This window comes from Bosea sp. BIWAKO-01 (assembly GCF_001748145.1).
GTDB lineage: Bacteria > Pseudomonadota > Alphaproteobacteria > Rhizobiales > Beijerinckiaceae > Allobosea.
The window spans coordinates 2,839,429-2,857,904 of record NZ_BCQA01000001.1; the positions used below are offsets into that span (position 1 = coordinate 2,839,429).

The window sequence follows — 18,476 nt, forward strand, 5'->3', positions numbered from 1 at the left end:
CGGATTACCGAAAAGCAACGTTCAGGCAACCTCTAAGTGGCTCAATCGCCTTGCCTTCGCCGTGTTCAACTGGCAGTGGAGCGCCAGCATTATTCTGGACATCAGCGAAAGGCCGTCCCGATGAAATTGTCCCGTTTCGCCATGCTGCCGCTTGGGCTTGCATTGGCCGGCGCACCGATGCTTGCCCTGCCGGCCTTCGCTCAGGCGGACAAGGTCGTGGCCAAGGTCGACGGAATCGCGATCACCGAGCGCGACATGACGCTGGCCAGCGAAGATCTGGCCGAGCGTCTCGCGCAGCTCCCCGAGGACCGCAAGCGCGACGAGGTGATCAACTACCTCGTCGACCTCAAGCTTGGGGCCAAGGCTGCCGTGGCAGCCAAGATCGCGGAAGGGCCGGATTTCGCGTCGCGCCTCGCCTATTACCGCGAGAAGGTTCTGCTCGACGAGTATCTGACGCGCGAGGCCAAGAAGGCTGCGACGCCGGAAGCGGCGAAGAAGCTCTTCGAAGATACCGTCAAGGCCATGGCGCCCGAGGAAGAGGTGCATGCGCGCCACATCCTGGTCGAGGATGAAGCCAAGGCCAAGGACGCTGCGGCACGGGTGAAGAAGGGCGAGGATTTCGCCAAGGTCGCAGCCGAGCTCTCCAAGGATCCGGGTTCGGGCAAGGAAGGCGGCGATCTCGGCTGGTTCACGAAGGAGCGCATGGTTCCGCAGTTCTCGGAGGCTGCCTTCAAGCTCGAGAAGGGACAGATCTCGGACCCGGTGCAGAGCCAGTTTGGCTGGCATGTCATCAAGGTCGAGGACAAGCGCTCCAAGCCGCTGCCCAAGTTCGAGGATGTCAAGCCGCAGATCGACCAGTATCTCGAGCGCAAGGCCCAGCAGGACATCGTGCTGGCGCTACGCGAGAAGGCCAAGGTCGAGCGGCTCGACAAGCCAGCCGAGAAGCCCGCGGACAAGCCGGTCGAGCCGAAGAAGCCCTGAGCGGCTGATCGTTGCGCTCATTCCCGGGCCTGGCCCGGGAACGTCAGAGAGAATTGCGACATGATGCCCGGGCAAGCCCGGGCATCATGCGTTTGGGCTCTGCATTTCCAACTCTTGTCTTCCGCCCGCTGCTGCGGCACATCGGACGCCTCGTTTCAGGAGATGCTTCGATGGCTGGCAAGGATGTTCCCGTTTCCCCGCTCGCGCCGAAGCGCCAGCCAAAGGTTCCGGCCGTGCCGGGCGTGCGCTTTGCCACCGCCGAAGCGGGCATTCGTTACAAGGGCCGGACCGATGTGGTCTTCATGCTGCTCGACGAGGGCACGCAGGCCGCCGGTGTCTTCACCCGCTCGAAATGCCCCTCCGCGCCGGTCGACTGGTGCCGTGAGAACCTGGCGCAAGGCAAGGCGCGGGCGATCGTCGTCAATTCCGGCAACGCCAATGCCTTTACCGGCCTTAGGGGCCGCGATTCCGTCAAGCTGACCGCCGAGATCGCCGCCAAGGCGGCCGGCTGCAAGCCGCAGGAGGTTTTCATCGCCTCTACGGGTGTGATCGGCGAGCCGTTGGATGCGACGAAGTTCGAGGGCGTGCTGAAGGACTGCGCCTCCCGCGCGGCTGACGGCCCGTGGATCGATGCGGCCAAGGCGATCATGACCACCGACACCTTCCCGAAGGCGCTCTCGCGCAAGGCGAAGATCGACGGGCATGAGGTGGTCATCGCCGGTATTGCCAAGGGCGCCGGCATGATCGCGCCCGACATGGCGACGATGCTTTCCTTCGTCTTCACCGACGCGCCGATTGCCGCGCCGGTGCTGCAGGCGCTGCTCTCCAAGGGCGTCAAGGGTTCGTTCAATGCCGTAACGGTCGACAGCGACACCTCGACCTCCGACACGTTGATGCTGTTCGCTACGGGGAAGGCGGCGGCACGCGGCGTGCCGGTGATCACCGAGGTCAACGATGCACGCCTCTCCGGCTTCAAGCGTGCGCTCAATGCATTGCTGCTCGAGCTGTCCCATCTCGTCTGCAAGGACGGCGAAGGTGCGCGGAAATTCGTGGAGGTGCGGGTCACCGGTGCGACCTCCGCGCGCTCTGCCAAGCGCGTTGCGCTCTCGATCGCGAACTCGCCGCTGGTCAAGACGGCGATCGCCGGCGAGGACGCCAATTGGGGCCGCGTCGTCATGGCCGTCGGCAAGGCCGGCGAGCCGGCCGATCGCGACAGGCTCGACATCTCCTTCGGCGACATCACAGTCGCGAAGCAGGGCGCCCGTGCACCGTCCTACGACGAGACCGCCGTCTCCGATTACATGAAGGGCGACGACATCGTCATCACGGCCGATCTCGGGCTGGGCCGGGGCAAGTCCACCGTCTGGACCTGCGATCTCACCAAGGCCTATGTCGAGATCAATGGCGATTATCGCTCCTGAGGCGACCGCTCCGGCTGAACCCAGCCGGAGCTTCATCGTCGGCAATCTGTTCCTCTGCTCGTTCTTCTGGGGCTGCAGCTTCCTGTTCATCAAGCTGATGAGCGGCGAGGTGCCGCCGCTGGCTGTCGCGGCGGGGCGCGGCCTGCTCGGGGCAACGGCGCTGGCCCTCTGGGTGAGCTTTCTCGGGCAGAGCCCATTGCCACGGCGGCATGAACTCCGGCACTGGCTCGTGCTCGGCACCACCAATGGCTGGGTGCCGAACGTGCTCGTCGCCTATGCGCTGACGCAGCTCGCCAGCGGGCCTGCAGCGATGATCCAGGCCGCCGGTCCGTTGGTGACTGCGATCTTCGCGCATTTTCTCTTTGCGGAGGAGCGGCTCTCCGGACGTAGGGTTCTTGGCGTGCTGCTCGGGATGGTCGGCGTCGCGATCCTGATCGGCCCCCGCCTGGTCGCAGGCGGCGGGACCGCCTATGGCGTCGCCGCCATGGTCGGTGTGATGCTCGCCTATGCTGCCGGGAATCTCTATGTCCGTGCGGTGCCCGCACCGGCCGGAAATCCCGCGCGCCTCGCGCTCGGCCAGCAGGTCGTCTCCGGGATTGTCGCGCTTGGGCTGACCCTCGTCTTCATCGGGCCCGCCGGACTGCTTCCGATCCAGAATCACCTGCTTGTCATGCTCGCGCTCGGTATCGCCTCGACGGCCATCCCGATGGCGATCTTCATGAAGCTGATCCGTGCTGCGGGTCCGACGCGGGCGGCGATGACCGGCTATCTCGTTCCCACCGTCGCGACCGTCATGGGGGTGCTCATCCTTGGTGAAACACTGGAGCTGCGTCAGCTCGTCGGGGGCTGCATCATCCTCGCCGGAGTGTTTCTGGTCTCGACAGCACGGCGGGTGGGGGTGACCTGAGCCGCACGCGGGGGCCCGCGCTTGCCTTGATCCTCCGGGCCAGAGCGTCATCGCCCAGAAGATCCGGCCGCGACGCGGATGCACTCACCGGAGCAGACGGTTCGGCCTATGACACGGCCACCGATGACGGTAAGGAGCGTGAGCCATCACCATCCTCTCCGGGACCTGAGCCTTCGTGAAACTGCTTCTCGTTGTTGCCTGTGCACTGATCGATACCGACAACCGCGTCCTCGTCACGCAGCGTCCGGAGGGCAAGTCGCTTGCCGGACTGTGGGAATTCCCCGGCGGCAAGCTCGAAGCGGGGGAGCGGCCGGAGCCGGCGCTGATCCGCGAGCTGTCTGAGGAACTCGGCATCAGCGTGAAAGAGGATTGCCTGGCGCCCCTGACCTTCGCGAGCTACGCCTATCCGGAATTCCACCTGCTGATGCCGCTCTATATCTGCCGGCGTTGGGAAGGTGCGGTCGTCTCGGCCGAAGGTCAGGCGCTGAAATGGGTGCGGCCCGGCAAGCTGCGGGATCTCGCCATGCCACCGGCCGACGAGCCGCTGATCCCGCACCTGATCGATCTCCTGGGGGCGTAACGGGCCGCCCGGGGCCACTTCATGGCGGCGAAAGGACCTTCTGGAAGCAGGTCGACTGCGTGTCGGTATAGCCCAGGTGCTCGTAGAATTGCTTGACCCTGGCGTTGTCGCCGCGGACCAGCAGGTTCAGCTTCCACACCCCACGCTCGGCAAGCCAGCGCTCGGCTGCGGCCATGATGGTCCGGCCGAGGCCCTTGCCCTGGTGCGCCGGATCGGCCGCGACATAGTAGACCCAGCCGCGATGCCCGTCCTCGCCGACCATCACTGTCGCGACGATCGTGCCGTCCAGCACTGCGACGAGGACGGTCGAGTGCGAATCGCGGCACGCAAAGGCAATATCGGTTTCAGGGTCGTTCCAGGGGCGCGCGACGCCGGCGGCGCGCCAGAGAGTGCTGACCTGTTCGATGTCATCACCGCTGATATCGCGGATCAAGAGTGAGTCCGTCACGCGCAACCTCTCGGTTCAGGTACCTGGCTCTCGTGTCTGCATCGGCTTCCCGGAAAACCGCAATCCACTTTTCGGGTCGACGCCCTAGCGATCCGTGGCCAGTTCCAATGTCACGATCAGAGCCTCACGCGTCAGCTCCGCCATCGGCATCTGCGCCTTGTAGGCCCTGGTCTTCTCTCGTGGGTTCATCACCAGGATCACCGTCTCGGTGCCGGGGCAGGCAGGGTCCGCACAGAGGATCTCGTTGACGGCGATCGCGGCCTGCTCCGGCAGGCCGAGGAGGTCCCGGGTCTCGGCCTTGATACGGGTGGCCGCTTCCGAAGCGACGGCCTTGCCCGCATTGCCCTTGCCGAAGAGGCCGAAGCGCATCGCTCAGGTCGGCAGGGTCAGGATGCCGGCCGCGCCATCCTCAGCGCCGAAGGCGAGGCGCTTGCCGAGCTTGTCCCAGGCGAAGGCCGTAATACCGCTGGCCTTGAGCGGCGGGCGCACCAGCAGCTCGGAGGCATCGGTCAGCCGGACCAGCAGGATGCAGCCATCATCATAGCCGACGGCCAGCACGAGTGCCTTGGGATGGAAGGCGACGCGGGTGACCTTGGCATGGCGCGCGCCGCATTCGCGCGGGGCCTTGCCGGTGGGCCCCTCGCCCTGGAAGGGCCAGATGATCGCCGCATCCGCGCCGCTGGAGGCGAGCCAGAGCCCGTCATGCGACCAGGACAGCGAGCGTGGCTTTGCCGGATAGCCTGTCATGCGCATATGCGCCGGCTTGTCGCCGAGGCGCCAGCCATGCAGCGCGTTCTCCTGCATCGAGGAGACGACGAAGCGGCCGTCGGCGGACCAGGTCACGTCGAGATGCGACCCCTTCCATTCCAGGAAGTCGGGCTTCGCTTCGGTGTTCGGATACCAGAGCGAGACGCCGTTCATCTGCGCGACGGCGAGCCTGTAGCCCTTCGGAGCAAAGACGAGGCCCTGCGGCGTCGAGGCGAAGTCGAAGGACCGGAGCTTGCCCTTGTCGTCGCGGGCATGGACGGTCTTTCCGGTGTTCCAGGCGATGGCCCCCGAGCCTGAGAACGTCACGGCATCGATCCAGCGCCGCTTGGGATCACGATAGATCTCGATCGGCTCACCCTCGGCCGCCGTGGCGACGACACGTCCGTCATCGCCGCCGCTGATCAGGCGCTCGCCATCGGAGCAGGCGGAGAGGATACCGCCAGCATGGGCGTCAATGCTCTCGGCCTCACCGTCACGCCAGCGCAGCACGCGCCCGTCGGCGAGCGCAAACACCAGCGTCTGCTTGAGCCATGAAGCCGAGACGACATGCTCGCCGGCCGTGACCGGGACGACATGCTCGCGGAGCGAAACGGGTTTTGTCTGCGTGTCCATGGCGTGGCTTTAGCTCACGCCGCGCAGGCCATAAACCCCTTGCGCAACTCGTTCTCGTCGAGATCGCGGCCGATGAAGACGAGACGCGATTCACGCTTCTCGTCTGCCTTCCAATCACGCTGCAGATCGCCGTCGAGAATCATGTGCACGCCCTGGAAAACGAAGCGGCGCGGCTCGTTCTTGAAGGACAGGATGCCCTTGGAGCGCAGGATGTTCGGACCCTGCGCCTGAGAGATGTCGTTGATCCAGGGCATGAATTTGTCGGGATCGACATCGCCGGGGATCGTGAACGACATCGAGCGCACATCATCGGAATGGTGATGGTGATGGCCGGACTCGAGGAAGTCGGGCTCGATGTCGAGAATCCGGTCGAGATCGAAGGCGTTGCGGTCGAGCAGCTTGTCGATCGCGACGTCGCAGCGGGTCGCCTTGTGCAGTTTGGCATAGGGGTTGATCGCGCGGATCGCCGCCTCGACCCCGGCCAGCTCCTCGGCCGTGACCAGATCGGTCTTGTTGAGAATGATGACGTCGGCGAAGGCGATCTGGTTCTTCGCCTCGGGAGCATCCTTCAGGCGGTCCTTCAGCCATTTGGCGTCGGTCACGGTGACGACGGCGTCGAGCTTGGTCGCATCGCCGACATCCTGGTCGACAAAGAAGGTCTGGGCGACGGGGGCCGGGTCGGCGAGGCCGGTGGTCTCGACGATGATCGCGTCGAACTTGCCCTTGCGCTTCATCAGCCCGTCGAGGATGCGGATCAGGTCGCCGCGGACGGTGCAGCAGATGCAACCGTTGTTCATCTCGAAGACTTCCTCGTCGGCGCCGACGACGAGGTCGCCATCGATGCCGGCCTCGCCGAACTCGTTGACGATCACGGCGAACTTCTTGCCGTGGTCTTCGGTGAGGATGCGGTTGAGGAGCGTGGTCTTGCCGGCTCCGAGATAGCCGGTGAGCACGGTAACGGGGATCTTTTCAGACATGGGACGACCTGATTGCTGCCGAGTGCCGTTCGTCAGCGCAGCTTACGCTGCGCCTGTGCCGAGCGCCTTTTCGATCTGCCTTATATTGTGTCGCATCATCTCGATGTAAGTCCCGGCAGGGCCGGATGCGGTCGAGAGTGCATCGGAGTAGAGCCGGCCGCCGATCTTGGCTCCGGTTTCGCGCGCGATCTGCTCGATCAACCGCGGATTGGTGATATTCTCGAGGAAGACCGCCGGAATTTTCTGCGCCTTGACCTGGCGAATGATGCGCACCACGTCCTTGGCAGAGGCTTCAGCCTCGGTCGAAACACCCTGTGGCGCCACGAATTCAATGCCATATGCCTTGACGAAATAACCAAAGGCATCGTGCGACGTGATGGCCTTGCGTCGGTCGACCGGGATGCGGGCCACGGCAGCCTGGATCTCGCCTTGAAGTGCATCGAGCTTGCCGAGATAGGCCGCGGCATTGGCCTCGTAGGCCGCCTTGCCGGCAGGGTCGGCTGCGCTCAGCGCATCGCGGATATTCGCGACATAGAGCCTGGCGTTGACGACGCTCTGCCAGGCATGAGGGTCGTCCCCACCCGCATGATCATGGCCACCCGACTTGCCGTGGTCATGATCGTCGTCCTTCAGCTTCAGGGGTGAGACACCCTGCGTCGCCGTCGCGATGATTGCGCTCGTGCCGGAGGACTTGATCAGCCGGGACAACCAGCCTTCGAATTTGAGCCCGTTGATCAGGACCAGCTTCGCTGCGGCCACGCTCTTCGCATCGGCCGGCGTCGGCGAATAGACATGGGCATCGCCATCGGGCCCGACCAGAATCGTCACCGCGACGCGTTCGCCACCGATCTCCCTGGCGAAGTCGCCAAGGATCGAGAAGCTCGCAACGACCGGCAGTTTCTCCTGGGCACGCGCGATCAGCGGCGCGGCCGAGAGGGCCAGTCCCGCGGTGAGCCCAGCGATGAGGTGACGACGATTCAACATGCGGCTCTCCAGCGAATAATGAAACACTATAACATAACTAACGCTGGAGATGGGACCGAGGCAAGAGCCGGCGTGCGAGCCCGCCCTGCGTGCCGAACAGGAGTGAGCCGAGATAGAGTGCGCCGGCGGAGAGAATGACGGCTGGTCCCGCGGGAAGATTGCTGCCGGCCGAGTAGGAGACAACCAGCCCGGCATAGCCGGAAAGGATACCGAAACCGGAGGCGAGCAGGATCAGTCGCGTGATGTCGGCTGTCCAGAAGCGCGCTGCGGCGGCCGGCAGCATCATCAGGCCGACCGCAAGCAGGGTGCCGAGCGCATGGAAGCCGGCGACCAGATTGAGCACGACGAGGCCAAGGAAGGTGAGATGGACGACCCCGCCAGAGCGGCTGACCGAGCGCAGGAAGCCCGGATCGACGCATTCGAGCACGAGAGGGCGATAGGCCAAGGCCAGCGTGACCAGGGTCAGTGTCGCGACACTTGAAAGCAGCATCAGCACATCGTCATCGAGCGCCAGCACATTGCCGAACAGGACATGGAAGAGGTCGACCGCCGAGCCGCGCAGCGAGACGATGGTGACGCCGAGCGCCAGTGAGATCAGGTAGAAGGCGGCAAGCGAGGCATCCTCCTTCATGACGGTCAGCCGGGCGACCGCGCCTGCCGCGAGCGCTACGGCAAAGCCGGCGACAAGGCCGCCAATCGTCATGGCTGGCAGCGAGAACCCGGCGACGAGATAGCCGATGGCGGCGCCGGGCAGGATCGCATGCGCCATGGCATCGCCGGTCAAGCTCATGCGTCGCAGCATCAGGAAGACGCCGATCGGCGCGCCGGAGACAGCGAGCGCGAAGACGCCGACCAGGGCCCGGCGCATGAAGTCGAATTCGGCGAAGGGGCCGATGAAAATATCGTGGAGCATCGGCGTGCCAGGTTTGCGGAAGGTTCAGGCCGCGTCGCGGTCGCAGGCGGGCGCATGGCTGTCGAAAGCCTCGACCATGCGCCGGGCCTTGAGCTGGTTTTCGGGCGTCAGGACATCGTTGGTCGCGCCCCAGGCGACAGCCTCGCGGGCCAGAAGCAGTGTCTCGGGGAAGGCGCGTTTCACAGTCTCGATATCGTGGAGGACGGCAACCACGGTGCGCGCCTCGCCATGCCAGCGTTGAACCAGGGCGAGCAGATCGGCCGTGGTCCGGGCATCGATGGCGGTGAAGGGTTCGTCGAGCAGGATAATATCAGCGTCCTGCAGCAGCAGGCGGGCGAAGAGCGCGCGCTGCATCTGGCCGCCGGAGAGATTGCCGATGGGCCGGCGCTCGAAGCCGGTCAGGCCGACGGCGGCGATCGCTTCCTCGATCCTGGTTCTTGCTCCGAAGCCAATGCGGCCAAAGATGCCGGCCGTGCCCCACAGCCCCATGGCGACGAGATCATAGACATGAATCGGGAAGGAACGATCGAGCTCCGCCGATTGCGGGAGATAGGCGAGGCGCTTGCCGCGGGCGAGAGTCAGGTGACCGTCAAGTGGGGCCAAGGCGCCGGCAATGGCCTTCAGCAGCGTCGATTTTCCCGCACCATTCGGGCCGACGATTGCAGTCAGGCTTCCGGCGGCGATTTCTCCGGAGAGGTGATGAACCGCTGGGTGGCGGTCATACCCGAGCGTAAGGTCATCGAGGCGAATGGCGGGCACGAAGGGCAGCTTTCGTCAGGAGATGACTGCAAATGTGGCAAGCCAGAGCAGGGCGATGATGCCGAGCGCGAGCCCGAGCCGACCCGCCGCCGAAAGGCGCAGCAGCGACCAGCCCGGATCTTCCGAGAGGGCAGCGGCTGCGGGGCGGCGGTGAGAATGGCTCATGAGTGAATGATATAATGTTACGCGATCTCCGGAGCAAGCGAGATCGCTATTGTTGTCGGCTTCCGGCAGTGGCGTTATCCACCATGGTCAATGGCAGCAGAACCGGAGCGCGCGCGTGAGTGGTGACCGAGTGACCTTCAGAGCCGTCCGTGACGGCGTCGTCACGGAGATTCCGGCCGATGCGATCGAGATCGGCCTGCCTGACGGCCTGAGCTTCCGCATCATGGCCTTTGCCGGCCGCAAGGGGGCCGCGGCGCTGCACATGCCAGCCGATCATCCGGATGCGCCGAGCTTCGACGTGTTCAACGTCGAACCTGGCGCAGCCAATACCCTGTTCGTGTCGGTGGAGCGGGTGCGCAAACGCCAGATGGAGGGCTGAAGCGGTTCCCGCTCAGAACGGCAGATACTGGTACAGCCAGGTTTCGGTCAGGACGGTGTCGCCGCCGCGCAGGAAGCAGCGCATTTCGACCGGATCCGCGCCGTCGACCGTCAGGTCGAATTGCGCGCGCCAATGGCCGGGCACGTCGTTCGGCACGGCCTCGGCGAAGACATAGGAGAACGAGCCGCGCGAAGCCGAGAGCACGACCTCGGGCTTCACGCCGAAGGGAATGTTCTCCAGCACCGGGCCTTTGAACTCGACCATGAATTTGCGCACACCCTTCGGCCGGGTGGTCCCGGGCTGGCCGCCGTTGCCGAGCCGTGTCGCGACGACGCGGCCGAGCGGCGAGGGGAAGGGCTCGTCCGCGAGCCAATGCAGCTTGTAGTGGAATTCGTAGGCGGCGCCGGCCTTGGCGGGGCCCTCGGGCACCCACATCGCGACAATATTGTCGTGGATCTCGTCGTCAGTCGGGATTTCGATGAGCTGAACGGCGCCTTTGCCCCATTGGCCTATCGTCTCGATCCAGAGGCTGGGGCGGCGCTCGTAGAAGACGCCGTCGAGATAATGACCGACCTCCCGGTCGCGCTGCATCAGGCCGAAACCGCGCGGATTATTGTCGACGAAGGACGAGGCGGTGGTGCGGCTGGGATTGTTGAGGGGCCGCCAGGCGCGCTCTCCGGAGCCGGTCCAGAGTGCGAGGCCGTCGGAATCATGCACTTCGGGGCGCCAGTCGACGGCGGTCGATTTCGCCGTCTCCGAATACCAGTACATCGAGGTCAGGGGCGCGATGCCGAGCCGGGCGACGTCATTGCGCAGGAAGATCGTCTTCTCGATCTCCATGTCGACGCCCTTGCCCCGATGCATGCGGAAACGATAGGCGCCGGCGACGCTGGGGCCGGAGAGCAGGGCATAGACAACGACATATTCGGCCGAGGCCTGCGGCGTCTCCAGCCAGATATGGGTGAAATCCGGAAACTCCTCAGGCTTGCCGCCGACGGCGGGATCGATGGCAAGGCCGCGGGCAGACAGGCCATATTGGTAGAGTTCGCCGATGGCGCGGAAATAGGAGGCGCCGAGGAACGCGACCCAGTCATTCTTCTGCCAGTCGAGCTTTTCGCCCTTGCGGCCGGGATGTCCGGAGCGGCTCTCCTGGAAGCGGAAACCCGCGAAGCCCGCTCCCGCCGGCAATTGGCGCGCCGGTGAATCCGTCGGCATTTCGAAATAGCTCTCGTCATAGACGATCTCGCGCGCCTTGCCGCTGTCCAGGACATGCATGCGCACCGGCTTCTGGAAGTAGCGGCCGAGATGGAAGAAGGTCACCGGCCAGGGTGAGGGGCCGTTCGCCCATAAGGCCATCTCCGGCTTGAATTTGATCTTGCCATGGGCGTCGTAATCGATCCGCTCCAGGATATCGGCGCGTGGCGGCGGGGGCGGCGCATAAGGCTTGTTCGCGAGGTCGCGGGCGCGCGCCTTCAGCCCTTCGAAGGTGAACCCTTCCGCCTCGCCGAGCTTCAGCCCCTGCTGCGCGAGAGCTGCCGGTGCGAAGCCGAGCGCGGCGAGCGCCGCCGTGGCGCTTGCGCCGGCGAGCAGCGTGCGGCGGTCCAGGGAAGGCGATTTCGTGCAGGCTTGCATTGTCAGACGGATCTCGGAGGCTTCTGGGGGAGTATTGTCCGGGCTAACCTGTCCAATGGGCAAGGGCAACCGGAGACGGGAGCCCGTCCGATGCACTGAAAAAATGGCGAAAGCGTCACCGACGCGCGGCGGAGCCGCCCCGGCAATGCATTTCCTGGGCTTTCCTTGTCTCAACGGGCCGTTCTACAACGGTCAAAGCCCGGCCGCTCGTGCTGGGAAATAAGGTTCTGGGAGGATCCATGAAGACGCTGTTTCGCGGCCGGTCTCTGGCCGGCATCGCTACCGCCTTGCTGATCGCTGCCGCTCCGGCGGGGGCTCGCGCGCAAGAATTCGTCAACGTGCTGACCGGCGGCACCTCCGGCGTCTATTATCCGATGGGCGTTGCGCTCTCGAAGATCTATGGCGAGAAGATTCCCGGCACCCGCCCGACGGTGCAGGCGACCAAGGCATCAGTCGAGAATCTCGTGCTCCTGCAGCAGGGACGTGGCGAACTCGCCTTCACGCTCGGCGATTCCCTCGATGCGGCCTGGAAGGGCGATGAGGACGCCGGCTTCAAGAGCCCGCTGAAGAAATTGCGCGGCATCACCGCGATCTATCCGAATTTCGTGCAGATCGTCGCGTCCAAGGAGAGCGGCATCAAGACGCTCGCCGATCTCAAGGGCAAGCGGCTTTCGGTGGGAGCCCCGAAATCCGGTACCGAGCTGAATGCGCGAGCGATCCTCGCGGCGGCAGGCCTGGCCTACAAGGATCTCGGCAAGATCGAGTATCTGCCCTTCGCCGAATCGGTCGAGCTGATGAAGAACCGCCAGCTCGATGCGACGCTTCAGTCGGCAGGCCTCGGCGTGGCATCGATCCGCGATCTCGCATCCTCGGTCGAGATCGTCGTCGTCGAGGTGCCGAAGGCGGTCATCGACAAGGCCGGAGCGCCCTTCGTCAGCGCGACCATTCCCGCCAACACCTATGGCGGCCAGACGGCTGCGGTGAATACCGCGGCGGTGGTGAACTACCTCGTCACCCATGAGGGGGTGAAGGAGGAGCTCGTCTACCAGATGACGAAGAACATCTTCGATAATCTGGGGGAGCTTGGCGCGGCGCATTCGGCCGGCAAGGCGATCAAGCTGGAGAGGGCGCTCGAGGGCATGCCTGTGCCGCTGCATCCGGGCGCGGCGCGCTATCTGAAGGAAAAGGGCCTCAAAGTCGGGTCCTGATCGCCTCTTGCAGTTAACTCACCCGGCGCAGGCCCCTCAGACGGGCTGCGCCGGCGCATGCGCACGCCATTGGGGATACGCGACGCGATGACGAGTCAGACGGACCAACTGCACGAGCTCTCCGGAGCAAGCGAGACGCCGGTCGAGAATGCGGCGCTCGACAATTTCGAGCACGGCTTTCCGCCGGGCTTCGGGCCCGGCCGCTGGGGCCTGCTGGCCTATGCCGTCGCGCTCGCATTCGCCTGTTTCCAGATCGTGATCTCGGCATGGCACGTGCTGCCGAGCCAGGCGGTGCGCGGCATCCATGTCGGCTTCCTTCTGCTGCTCAGCTTCGGCCTCGTCGCCAATTTCAAGGCGAAGACCAATGCCGGGCGCTGGGCCGGCTGGGCGCTGGGCGTCATCGGTTTCGGTGTCGGTCTCTATCAGCTCGTCTTCTACGCCGATCTGATCCTGCGCGATGGCGATCCCTCGACGGCCGATCTCGTGGTCGGGACCCTGTTGATCGTTCTCATCTTCGAGGCCGCGCGGCGGCTGATGGGCAATGCCCTGCCGATCATGTGCGGCGTGTGCCTGCTATACTGGTTCTTCGGCCAGTATCTGCCGTCGCCATTCAACCATCGTGGCTACGGCTTCGATCAGATCATCGGCCATCTGTCCTTCGGCACGGAGGGGTTCTACGGCGTGCCGACCTATGTGTCGGCGACCTATATCTTCCTCTTCATCGTCTTCGGCTCCTTCCTGGAGAAGGCCGGGATGATCCACCTCTTCAATGACGTCTCGCTTGGCCTCTTCGGCAGCGCACGTGGCGGCCCGGCCAAGGTCGCGGTGTTCTCGTCTGGACTGATGGGCATGATCTCGGGCTCGGGCGTCGCGAATGTCGTCACGGTCGGACAGTTCACGATCCCGCTCATGATCAAGTTTGGCTATCGGCGCGCCTTTGCCGCCGGTGTCGAAGCCACTGCCTCGATGGGCGGGCAGATCATGCCGCCAGTCATGGGGGCGGCCGCCTTCATCATGGCCGAGACGCTGGGCGTGGATTACTCGGAGATCGTCAAGGCCGCAGCCATTCCCGCGGTGCTCTATTTCGCTTCGGCGTTCTGGATGGTGCATCTCGAGGCGGGCAAACACGGCCTCAAGGGCATCGAGCGGCGCTTGCTGCCCAGCCCGCTCAAGGCGCTGCGCGAGCGCTGGTATCTGGCGCTGCCGCTCGCCGTTCTGGTGTTCATGCTGTTCCACGGCTTCACCCCGCTCTTCGCCGGCACGATCGGGCTGGCGCTCACCGTCGGTCTGCTGCTGGGCACCGGTGTCGCGCTCGGATTCAAGACGATGACGCTGCGCGTGATCTTCTGGGTCGGCCTCGGCCTGATTGCGGGTGCGCTGCTGCGCGACGGGATGGACGTCAGGGTTGTTGCAGGGCTGATCGCCGGTTTGATCGCCCTGAATGCGCTCACCATCGGCGGTCGCGCGACGCTGGTGATCTGCCGCAATGCGCTGGCCGATGCGGCCAAGACGGCGCTGCCGGTCGGCATCGCGTGCGCGATCGTTGGAACCATCATTGGCCTGATGACGCAGACGGGCATCGGCACGACCTTCGGCGCCTGGGTCATCGGGCTCGGCAAGACCAGCCTGTTCCTGGCATTGGTCCTGACGATGATCCTGTCGATCCTGCTCGGCACCGGGATCCCGACGATCCCGACCTACATCATCGTGGCAGCCTTGGCGGCGCCGGCTTTGCAGCAGCTCGGTGTACCGCTGATCGTGAGCCACATGTTTGCGTTCTATTACGGCATCATGGCCGACCTCTCCCCGCCCGTGGCCCTGGCGGCGCTCGCGGCAGCGCCGATTGCGAAGGAAAACCCCGACAAGATCGGCTGGGAAGCGATGCGTGTCGCGCTGGCGGGCTACGTCATCCCATTCATCGCCGTCTATTCGCCGGCACTGATGCTGCAACAGGGCGACCCGATGTCGGCCCTGATCGGCTTCTGGCCTTCGGTGATCTACGCTGTCTTCAAGGCCAGTGTCGCCATCGGACTCTTCGGGATCGTCGCCATCGGCTATCTGTTCGACCGTCTCAATGTGACGGAGCGCATCCTCGCCTTCGTCGCAGCGGTGTTCCTGTTCGGAGAGTTCGCCTACAGCGATGCGCTCGGCTATCTGCTCACGGCGGCATTGGTTGCACGCCACTGGTGGGAGACGCGCGGCCAGCGGGCGAGCAGCACAGCGTGAGCCTGTGTCTGGCGGCCGGCGCACTGGTCGTCGCGCTCGGCGCCGACGAGATCACGCTCGGCTGGCGGCACTCGGTGCAGAAGACGCGGTGGGAAGAGGTCTGGCGGGAGACGCCGGACGGCCTGCGGCTGGGCGAGGCCCGCATCGAAGGATCCGGCGCCGGCATGGATCCGCCCGACGGCGCGACATTGCGCGACGGCTTCTGGCGCTGGACGCCGGCCTTGCCGGCGTTGCCCGAAGTCGTGATGCGGCGTTCGGGGGCAACGGCGGACTGGACGATCTGCGTCCAGTCAGCTTGCCGGCCGATGGGCAGTTATCTGCCCGAGGAGGCCGACCCGGTCGTTCTCAGGCCGTGCGGCTGAGTTCAGTGGCGCTCGCCAATATGCTCGAACTTGAACACGCGACGCATGAAGGCGAGCATTCCGTAGGCCGCGAAGCCCGAGAAGATTGCCATCAGGATATAGCCGACGATATGGCCGAGTTCGAAAAGGCCGGCGAGAGCCCAGCCCGACGCCAAGGCGACGCCGAAGAGCTCGACAGCGATCAGGATGCCCAGCGAGATCACCATGATCAGGGTACGCCAGGTGCCACGCTCTTCAGCCATGTTCGTTCCTTGATAATTCGTGCGCGCTACGACCTAGCCGACGCGCTGCCGGCATGCAACAAAATCGCGCCGCCCGGCAAATGGTTGCTCCCCGCTGGATTGAAAACCCCTCGATGATCGATACGCCTGTTTTCTCAACCGGGGCCGCTGCTGCGCCGCATCGTCTTGCTTCCGAAGCCGGACGCGCCGTTCTCGCCGAAGGGGGCAATGCGATCGAGGCGATGGTGGCGATGGCGGCGACCATTGCCGTGGTCTATCCGCATATGAACGCCATCGGCGGCGACGGGTTCTGGCTGGTGCACGAGCCCGGCGGCAAGGTGCATGCGATCGAGGCCTGCGGCCCGGCGGGCGCATTGGCGACGATCGAGCGCTATCGCGAGAAGGGGCATGACAGCATCCCCTCCCGCGGCGCCGATGCGGCGGTGACGGTTGCCGGTGCGGTCGGCGGTTGGCAGGCCGCTCTGGAACTGGCGAAGGCGCTCGGCGGCAAGATGCCGCTGCGCGATCTCCTCGCGGATGCGATCAGCCATTGCGACGCCGGTTACGCCGTCTCGGATTCGGAGCTGCGGACCTGGCCGCAGGAGGCCGAGGCCACCAAGCTTGCACCGGGTTTCTCCAGTTTCTTCTGGCCGGACGGCGAACGGCCGACGGCCGGTGCGCGCCGGAAGCCGGACGCGCTCGGCGGGACCTTCAAACAGCTCGCCGATGCGGGGCTCGACGATTTCTATCGCGGCGATATCGGCCGGGAGATTGGCGCCGATCTTGAGGCGATCGGTGCGCCGGTGACACGGGCGGATCTCGCTGCTTTCAAGGCGCGTGCCGTCCAGCCGCTGTCGATGAAGCTGCCGGGCCTGACCGTCTACAATTTCCCGCCTCCGACCCAGGGGCTCGCCTCACTGCTGATCCTCGGCATCTTCGAGAAGCTCGGCGTGACGCGGGCGGAGGGCTTCGACCATCATCACGGGCTGGTCGAGGCGACCAAGCGGGCCTTTGCCATCCGCGACCGCCAGATCACCGATCCGGCGCATATGAAGGCCGATCCTGCGAGCTTCCTCAGCGAGGCAGTCCTGACCCGCGAGGCGGCGGCGATCGACCGCAAGCGGGCCGCGAACTGGCCCTTCGCGCCTCGCGAGGGCGACACGGTCTGGATGGGCGCGATCGACGGCAAGGGGCTCGCCGTTTCCTATATCCAGTCGATCTATTGGGAATACGGCTCGGGATGCGTCCTGCCCAAGACCGGGATCCACTGGCAGAACCGCGGTGTCTCCTTCTCGCTCGACAAGGCCGCGCTGAATCCGCTGGCGCCGGGCCGCAAGCCCTTCCACACGTTGAATCCGCCGCTCGCCCGCTTCGACGACGGGCGCGTGGTCTCCTATGGCGCGATGGGCGGCGACGGTCAGCCACAATTCCAGGCGCAGATCCTGACCCGCTATCGTTTCGGCCAGAATCCCGCGACCGCCGTCGATGCGCCACGCTGGCTCTTCGGCAAGACCTGGGGTGCGGGTTCGCTTTCGCTCAAGCTGGAAAGCCGGTTCGACCCGATGCTGCTGGCAAGGCTCACTGCCGCCGGCCATCCGGTCGAGGAGTACAGCGAGGCTTATGCCGACAGCTTCGGCCATGCCGGCATGCTGGTGAAACACCAGAAGGGCCATGTCGAAGCGACGCATGATCCACGCTCCGATGGCGACGCGAGGGGAGTTTGAGCTTGATGGTCAAGGACGATCCCTTCCGCTGTTTCATGCCCTATCCGGAGGCGCCGGTTAAGCACGCGACGGATGGCCCGCTCGCCGGGCTGACGCTCGCGGTCAAGGATCTGTTCGACGTCAAAGGCTATCCTACGGGGGCAGGCTCGCCGACGGTGCTGGCGCAGTCGGGGATCAAGACCAAGACGGCGCCCATCGTGAAGGCGCTGCTGGATGCCGGGGCTCGCTTCGTCGGCAAGACGATCACCGACGAACTCGCCTTCTCGATGAATGGCAAGAACGCGCATTTCGGCGCGCCGATCAATCCGGCTGCGCCCGACCGCATCACCGGCGGCTCGTCCTCGGGCTCGATGGCGGCCGTTGCCGGCAAACTCGCCGATATCGCGCTTGGCTCCGACACGGGCGGCTCCGTCCGCGCGCCGGCGAGCTATGGCGGGCTCTTCGGCATCAGGCCGACACATGGCCGACTTTCACTGAAGCGGACCTGGCCGCTGGCCGAGAGCCTGGATACACCGGGCTGGTTCGCGCGCGACGGCAAGACCTTTGCCCGCGTCGCCGATGTCGTGCTCGGCAAGGATCGGTCGGTTCTGCCGGAGATCCCGCGTCTCCTGCTGGCACAGGACATGTTTGCGCAAGCGACGCCAGATGCCGAGAATGTGCTACGCAATGTCGTGCAGCGCGCGCTGCCGCTGCTGGGTCAGCCGGAGACCATCAAGGTCGCGCGCGATATCGATGCGCTGTACTGGGCGTTCCGCTGGGTGCAGGGCCGCGATGCCTGGAAGGCCGATGGTGCGATGATCGAGCGGTTCCAACCGCCGCTCGGACCGGGCGTCGCCGAACGCTTCGCCTTTTCGAAATCGGTGAGTGACGAGGACTACGCCAAGGGTGAAAGCCTGCGCAAAGCCTTCCGGACCAAGCTTGCGCGACTGCTGGGCTCGGACGGCGTCTTGATCCTGCCGACGGTGCCGGATATCGCGCCGCTGGTCAGCGCGACCGAGGGCGAGCTGGAGGATTTCCGGAACCGGGCGCTGCGGCTACTCTGCCTTTCCGGCCTCTCCGGCTTTCCGCAGGTGACGATTCCGGCGGCGCAGCGCGAGGAGGCTCCGCTCGGCCTGTCGCTGATCGGGCCGAAGGGTTCGGACAAGTCGCTGGTGCATTTCGCCGTCAAGTTCGAGCGGGCGGCACGGATCAGGATTGCCTGAGGAGGCT

Annotated in this window: 20 protein-coding genes; 10 read left to right on the forward strand and 10 right to left on the reverse strand. The window is 65.2% G+C overall.

What is annotated here, in order from left to right; genetic code table 11:
* Nucleotides 1–120: 120 nt before the first annotated feature.
* The 4 genes from BIWAKO_RS13175 (at nucleotide 121) to mutT (ending at nucleotide 3,889) form a co-directional block, all read left to right on the forward strand.
* Complete coding sequence (locus BIWAKO_RS13175; protein WP_069879056.1) at nucleotides 121–981, forward strand: peptidylprolyl isomerase; 861 nt, start codon at nucleotides 121–123, stop codon at nucleotides 979–981.
* A gap of 170 nt (nucleotides 982–1,151) precedes the next feature.
* A complete protein-coding gene (argJ, locus tag BIWAKO_RS13180; protein WP_069879057.1) occupies nucleotides 1,152–2,402 on the forward strand; it encodes a bifunctional glutamate N-acetyltransferase/amino-acid acetyltransferase ArgJ in 1,251 nt (416 codons plus the stop codon).
* Entirely contained in the window at nucleotides 2,383–3,309 is a 927-nt protein-coding gene (locus tag BIWAKO_RS13185) for a DMT family transporter (RefSeq protein WP_069879058.1), read from the forward strand. Before argJ ends, BIWAKO_RS13185 begins: the two co-directional genes overlap by 20 nt.
* 175 nt (nucleotides 3,310–3,484) lie before the next feature.
* Nucleotides 3,485–3,889, forward strand: coding sequence for an 8-oxo-dGTP diphosphatase MutT (gene mutT / locus BIWAKO_RS13190; RefSeq protein WP_069879059.1), 405 nt, complete (start codon nucleotides 3,485–3,487; stop codon nucleotides 3,887–3,889).
* A 19-nt stretch (nucleotides 3,890–3,908) separates the two neighbouring features.
* Here mutT and BIWAKO_RS13195 read toward each other — a convergent pair whose 3' ends face one another.
* The 8 genes from BIWAKO_RS13195 to BIWAKO_RS35935 form a co-directional block, all read right to left on the reverse strand.
* Nucleotides 3,909–4,337: a GNAT family acetyltransferase gene (locus tag BIWAKO_RS13195; protein ID WP_069882442.1), complete on the reverse strand. Its 429-nt coding sequence runs from the start codon at nucleotides 4,335–4,337 to the stop codon at nucleotides 3,909–3,911.
* A gap of 84 nt (nucleotides 4,338–4,421) precedes the next feature.
* Nucleotides 4,422–4,706, reverse strand: coding sequence for a hypothetical protein (locus BIWAKO_RS13200; RefSeq protein WP_069879060.1), 285 nt, complete (start codon nucleotides 4,704–4,706; stop codon nucleotides 4,422–4,424).
* A gap of 3 nt (nucleotides 4,707–4,709) precedes the next feature.
* The gene (locus BIWAKO_RS13205; RefSeq protein ID WP_069879061.1) at nucleotides 4,710–5,717 is read right to left on the reverse strand and encodes a WD40 repeat domain-containing protein; all 1,008 of its coding nucleotides are present in this window, start codon (nucleotides 5,715–5,717) and stop codon (nucleotides 4,710–4,712) included.
* A 14-nt stretch (nucleotides 5,718–5,731) separates the two neighbouring features.
* Nucleotides 5,732–6,694 (reverse strand): CobW family GTP-binding protein, encoded by a 963-nt coding sequence (locus tag BIWAKO_RS13210; RefSeq protein WP_069879062.1) that lies wholly within the window; start codon nucleotides 6,692–6,694, stop codon nucleotides 5,732–5,734.
* 42 nt (nucleotides 6,695–6,736) lie between these two features.
* Nucleotides 6,737–7,678: a metal ABC transporter substrate-binding protein gene (locus tag BIWAKO_RS13215; RefSeq protein WP_069882443.1), complete on the reverse strand. Its 942-nt coding sequence runs from the start codon at nucleotides 7,676–7,678 to the stop codon at nucleotides 6,737–6,739.
* Nucleotides 7,679–7,715: 37 nt separating this feature from the next.
* Entirely contained in the window at nucleotides 7,716–8,591 is an 876-nt protein-coding gene (locus BIWAKO_RS13220) for a metal ABC transporter permease (RefSeq protein ID WP_069879063.1), read from the reverse strand.
* Between the two features lie 24 nt (nucleotides 8,592–8,615).
* Complete coding sequence (aztA, locus tag BIWAKO_RS13225) at nucleotides 8,616–9,350, reverse strand: zinc ABC transporter ATP-binding protein AztA (RefSeq protein ID WP_069879064.1); 735 nt, start codon at nucleotides 9,348–9,350, stop codon at nucleotides 8,616–8,618.
* 15 nt (nucleotides 9,351–9,365) lie between these two features.
* Entirely contained in the window at nucleotides 9,366–9,515 is a 150-nt protein-coding gene (locus tag BIWAKO_RS35935) for a hypothetical protein (protein WP_176733310.1), read from the reverse strand.
* A gap of 115 nt (nucleotides 9,516–9,630) precedes the next feature.
* Between BIWAKO_RS35935 and BIWAKO_RS13230 the strand changes: the two genes are divergently transcribed.
* Nucleotides 9,631–9,894: a hypothetical protein gene (locus BIWAKO_RS13230; RefSeq protein WP_141740062.1), complete on the forward strand. Its 264-nt coding sequence runs from the start codon at nucleotides 9,631–9,633 to the stop codon at nucleotides 9,892–9,894.
* 12 nt (nucleotides 9,895–9,906) lie between these two features.
* Here the strand turns inward: BIWAKO_RS13230 and BIWAKO_RS13235 are convergent, their stop codons facing one another.
* Nucleotides 9,907–11,526 carry an OpgD/OpgG family glucan biosynthesis protein gene (locus BIWAKO_RS13235; RefSeq protein WP_069879066.1) on the reverse strand — a complete coding sequence of 540 codons (1,620 nt, stop codon included), beginning with the start codon at nucleotides 11,524–11,526 and terminating at the stop codon, nucleotides 9,907–9,909.
* Nucleotides 11,527–11,765: 239 nt separating this feature from the next.
* Between BIWAKO_RS13235 and BIWAKO_RS13240 the strand changes: the two genes are divergently transcribed.
* From BIWAKO_RS13240 to BIWAKO_RS13250, 3 genes are all read left to right on the forward strand, one after another.
* A complete protein-coding gene (locus BIWAKO_RS13240) occupies nucleotides 11,766–12,734 on the forward strand; it encodes a TAXI family TRAP transporter solute-binding subunit (protein WP_069879067.1) in 969 nt (322 codons plus the stop codon).
* A gap of 87 nt (nucleotides 12,735–12,821) precedes the next feature.
* Complete coding sequence (locus tag BIWAKO_RS13245) at nucleotides 12,822–14,960, forward strand: TRAP transporter permease (RefSeq protein WP_084651329.1); 2,139 nt, start codon at nucleotides 12,822–12,824, stop codon at nucleotides 14,958–14,960.
* Nucleotides 14,957–15,322, forward strand: a complete 366-nt coding sequence (locus BIWAKO_RS13250; protein ID WP_069882445.1) for a DUF1850 domain-containing protein — start codon at nucleotides 14,957–14,959, stop codon at nucleotides 15,320–15,322. Before BIWAKO_RS13245 ends, BIWAKO_RS13250 begins: the two co-directional genes overlap by 4 nt.
* A gap of 2 nt (nucleotides 15,323–15,324) precedes the next feature.
* On the opposite strand, the gene BIWAKO_RS13255 is transcribed toward BIWAKO_RS13250, so the two are convergent.
* Nucleotides 15,325–15,564: a hypothetical protein gene (locus BIWAKO_RS13255; protein ID WP_069879068.1), complete on the reverse strand. Its 240-nt coding sequence runs from the start codon at nucleotides 15,562–15,564 to the stop codon at nucleotides 15,325–15,327.
* Nucleotides 15,565–15,677: 113 nt separating this feature from the next.
* On the opposite strand from BIWAKO_RS13255, the gene BIWAKO_RS13260 reads away from it, so the two are divergent.
* Both BIWAKO_RS13260 and BIWAKO_RS13265 read left to right on the forward strand, forming a co-directional pair.
* A complete protein-coding gene (locus tag BIWAKO_RS13260; protein WP_069882446.1) occupies nucleotides 15,678–17,267 on the forward strand; it encodes a gamma-glutamyltransferase family protein in 1,590 nt (529 codons plus the stop codon).
* A gap of 5 nt (nucleotides 17,268–17,272) precedes the next feature.
* Entirely contained in the window at nucleotides 17,273–18,469 is a 1,197-nt protein-coding gene (locus BIWAKO_RS13265; RefSeq protein WP_069879069.1) for an amidase, read from the forward strand.
* Nucleotides 18,470–18,476 lie beyond the last annotated feature (7 nt).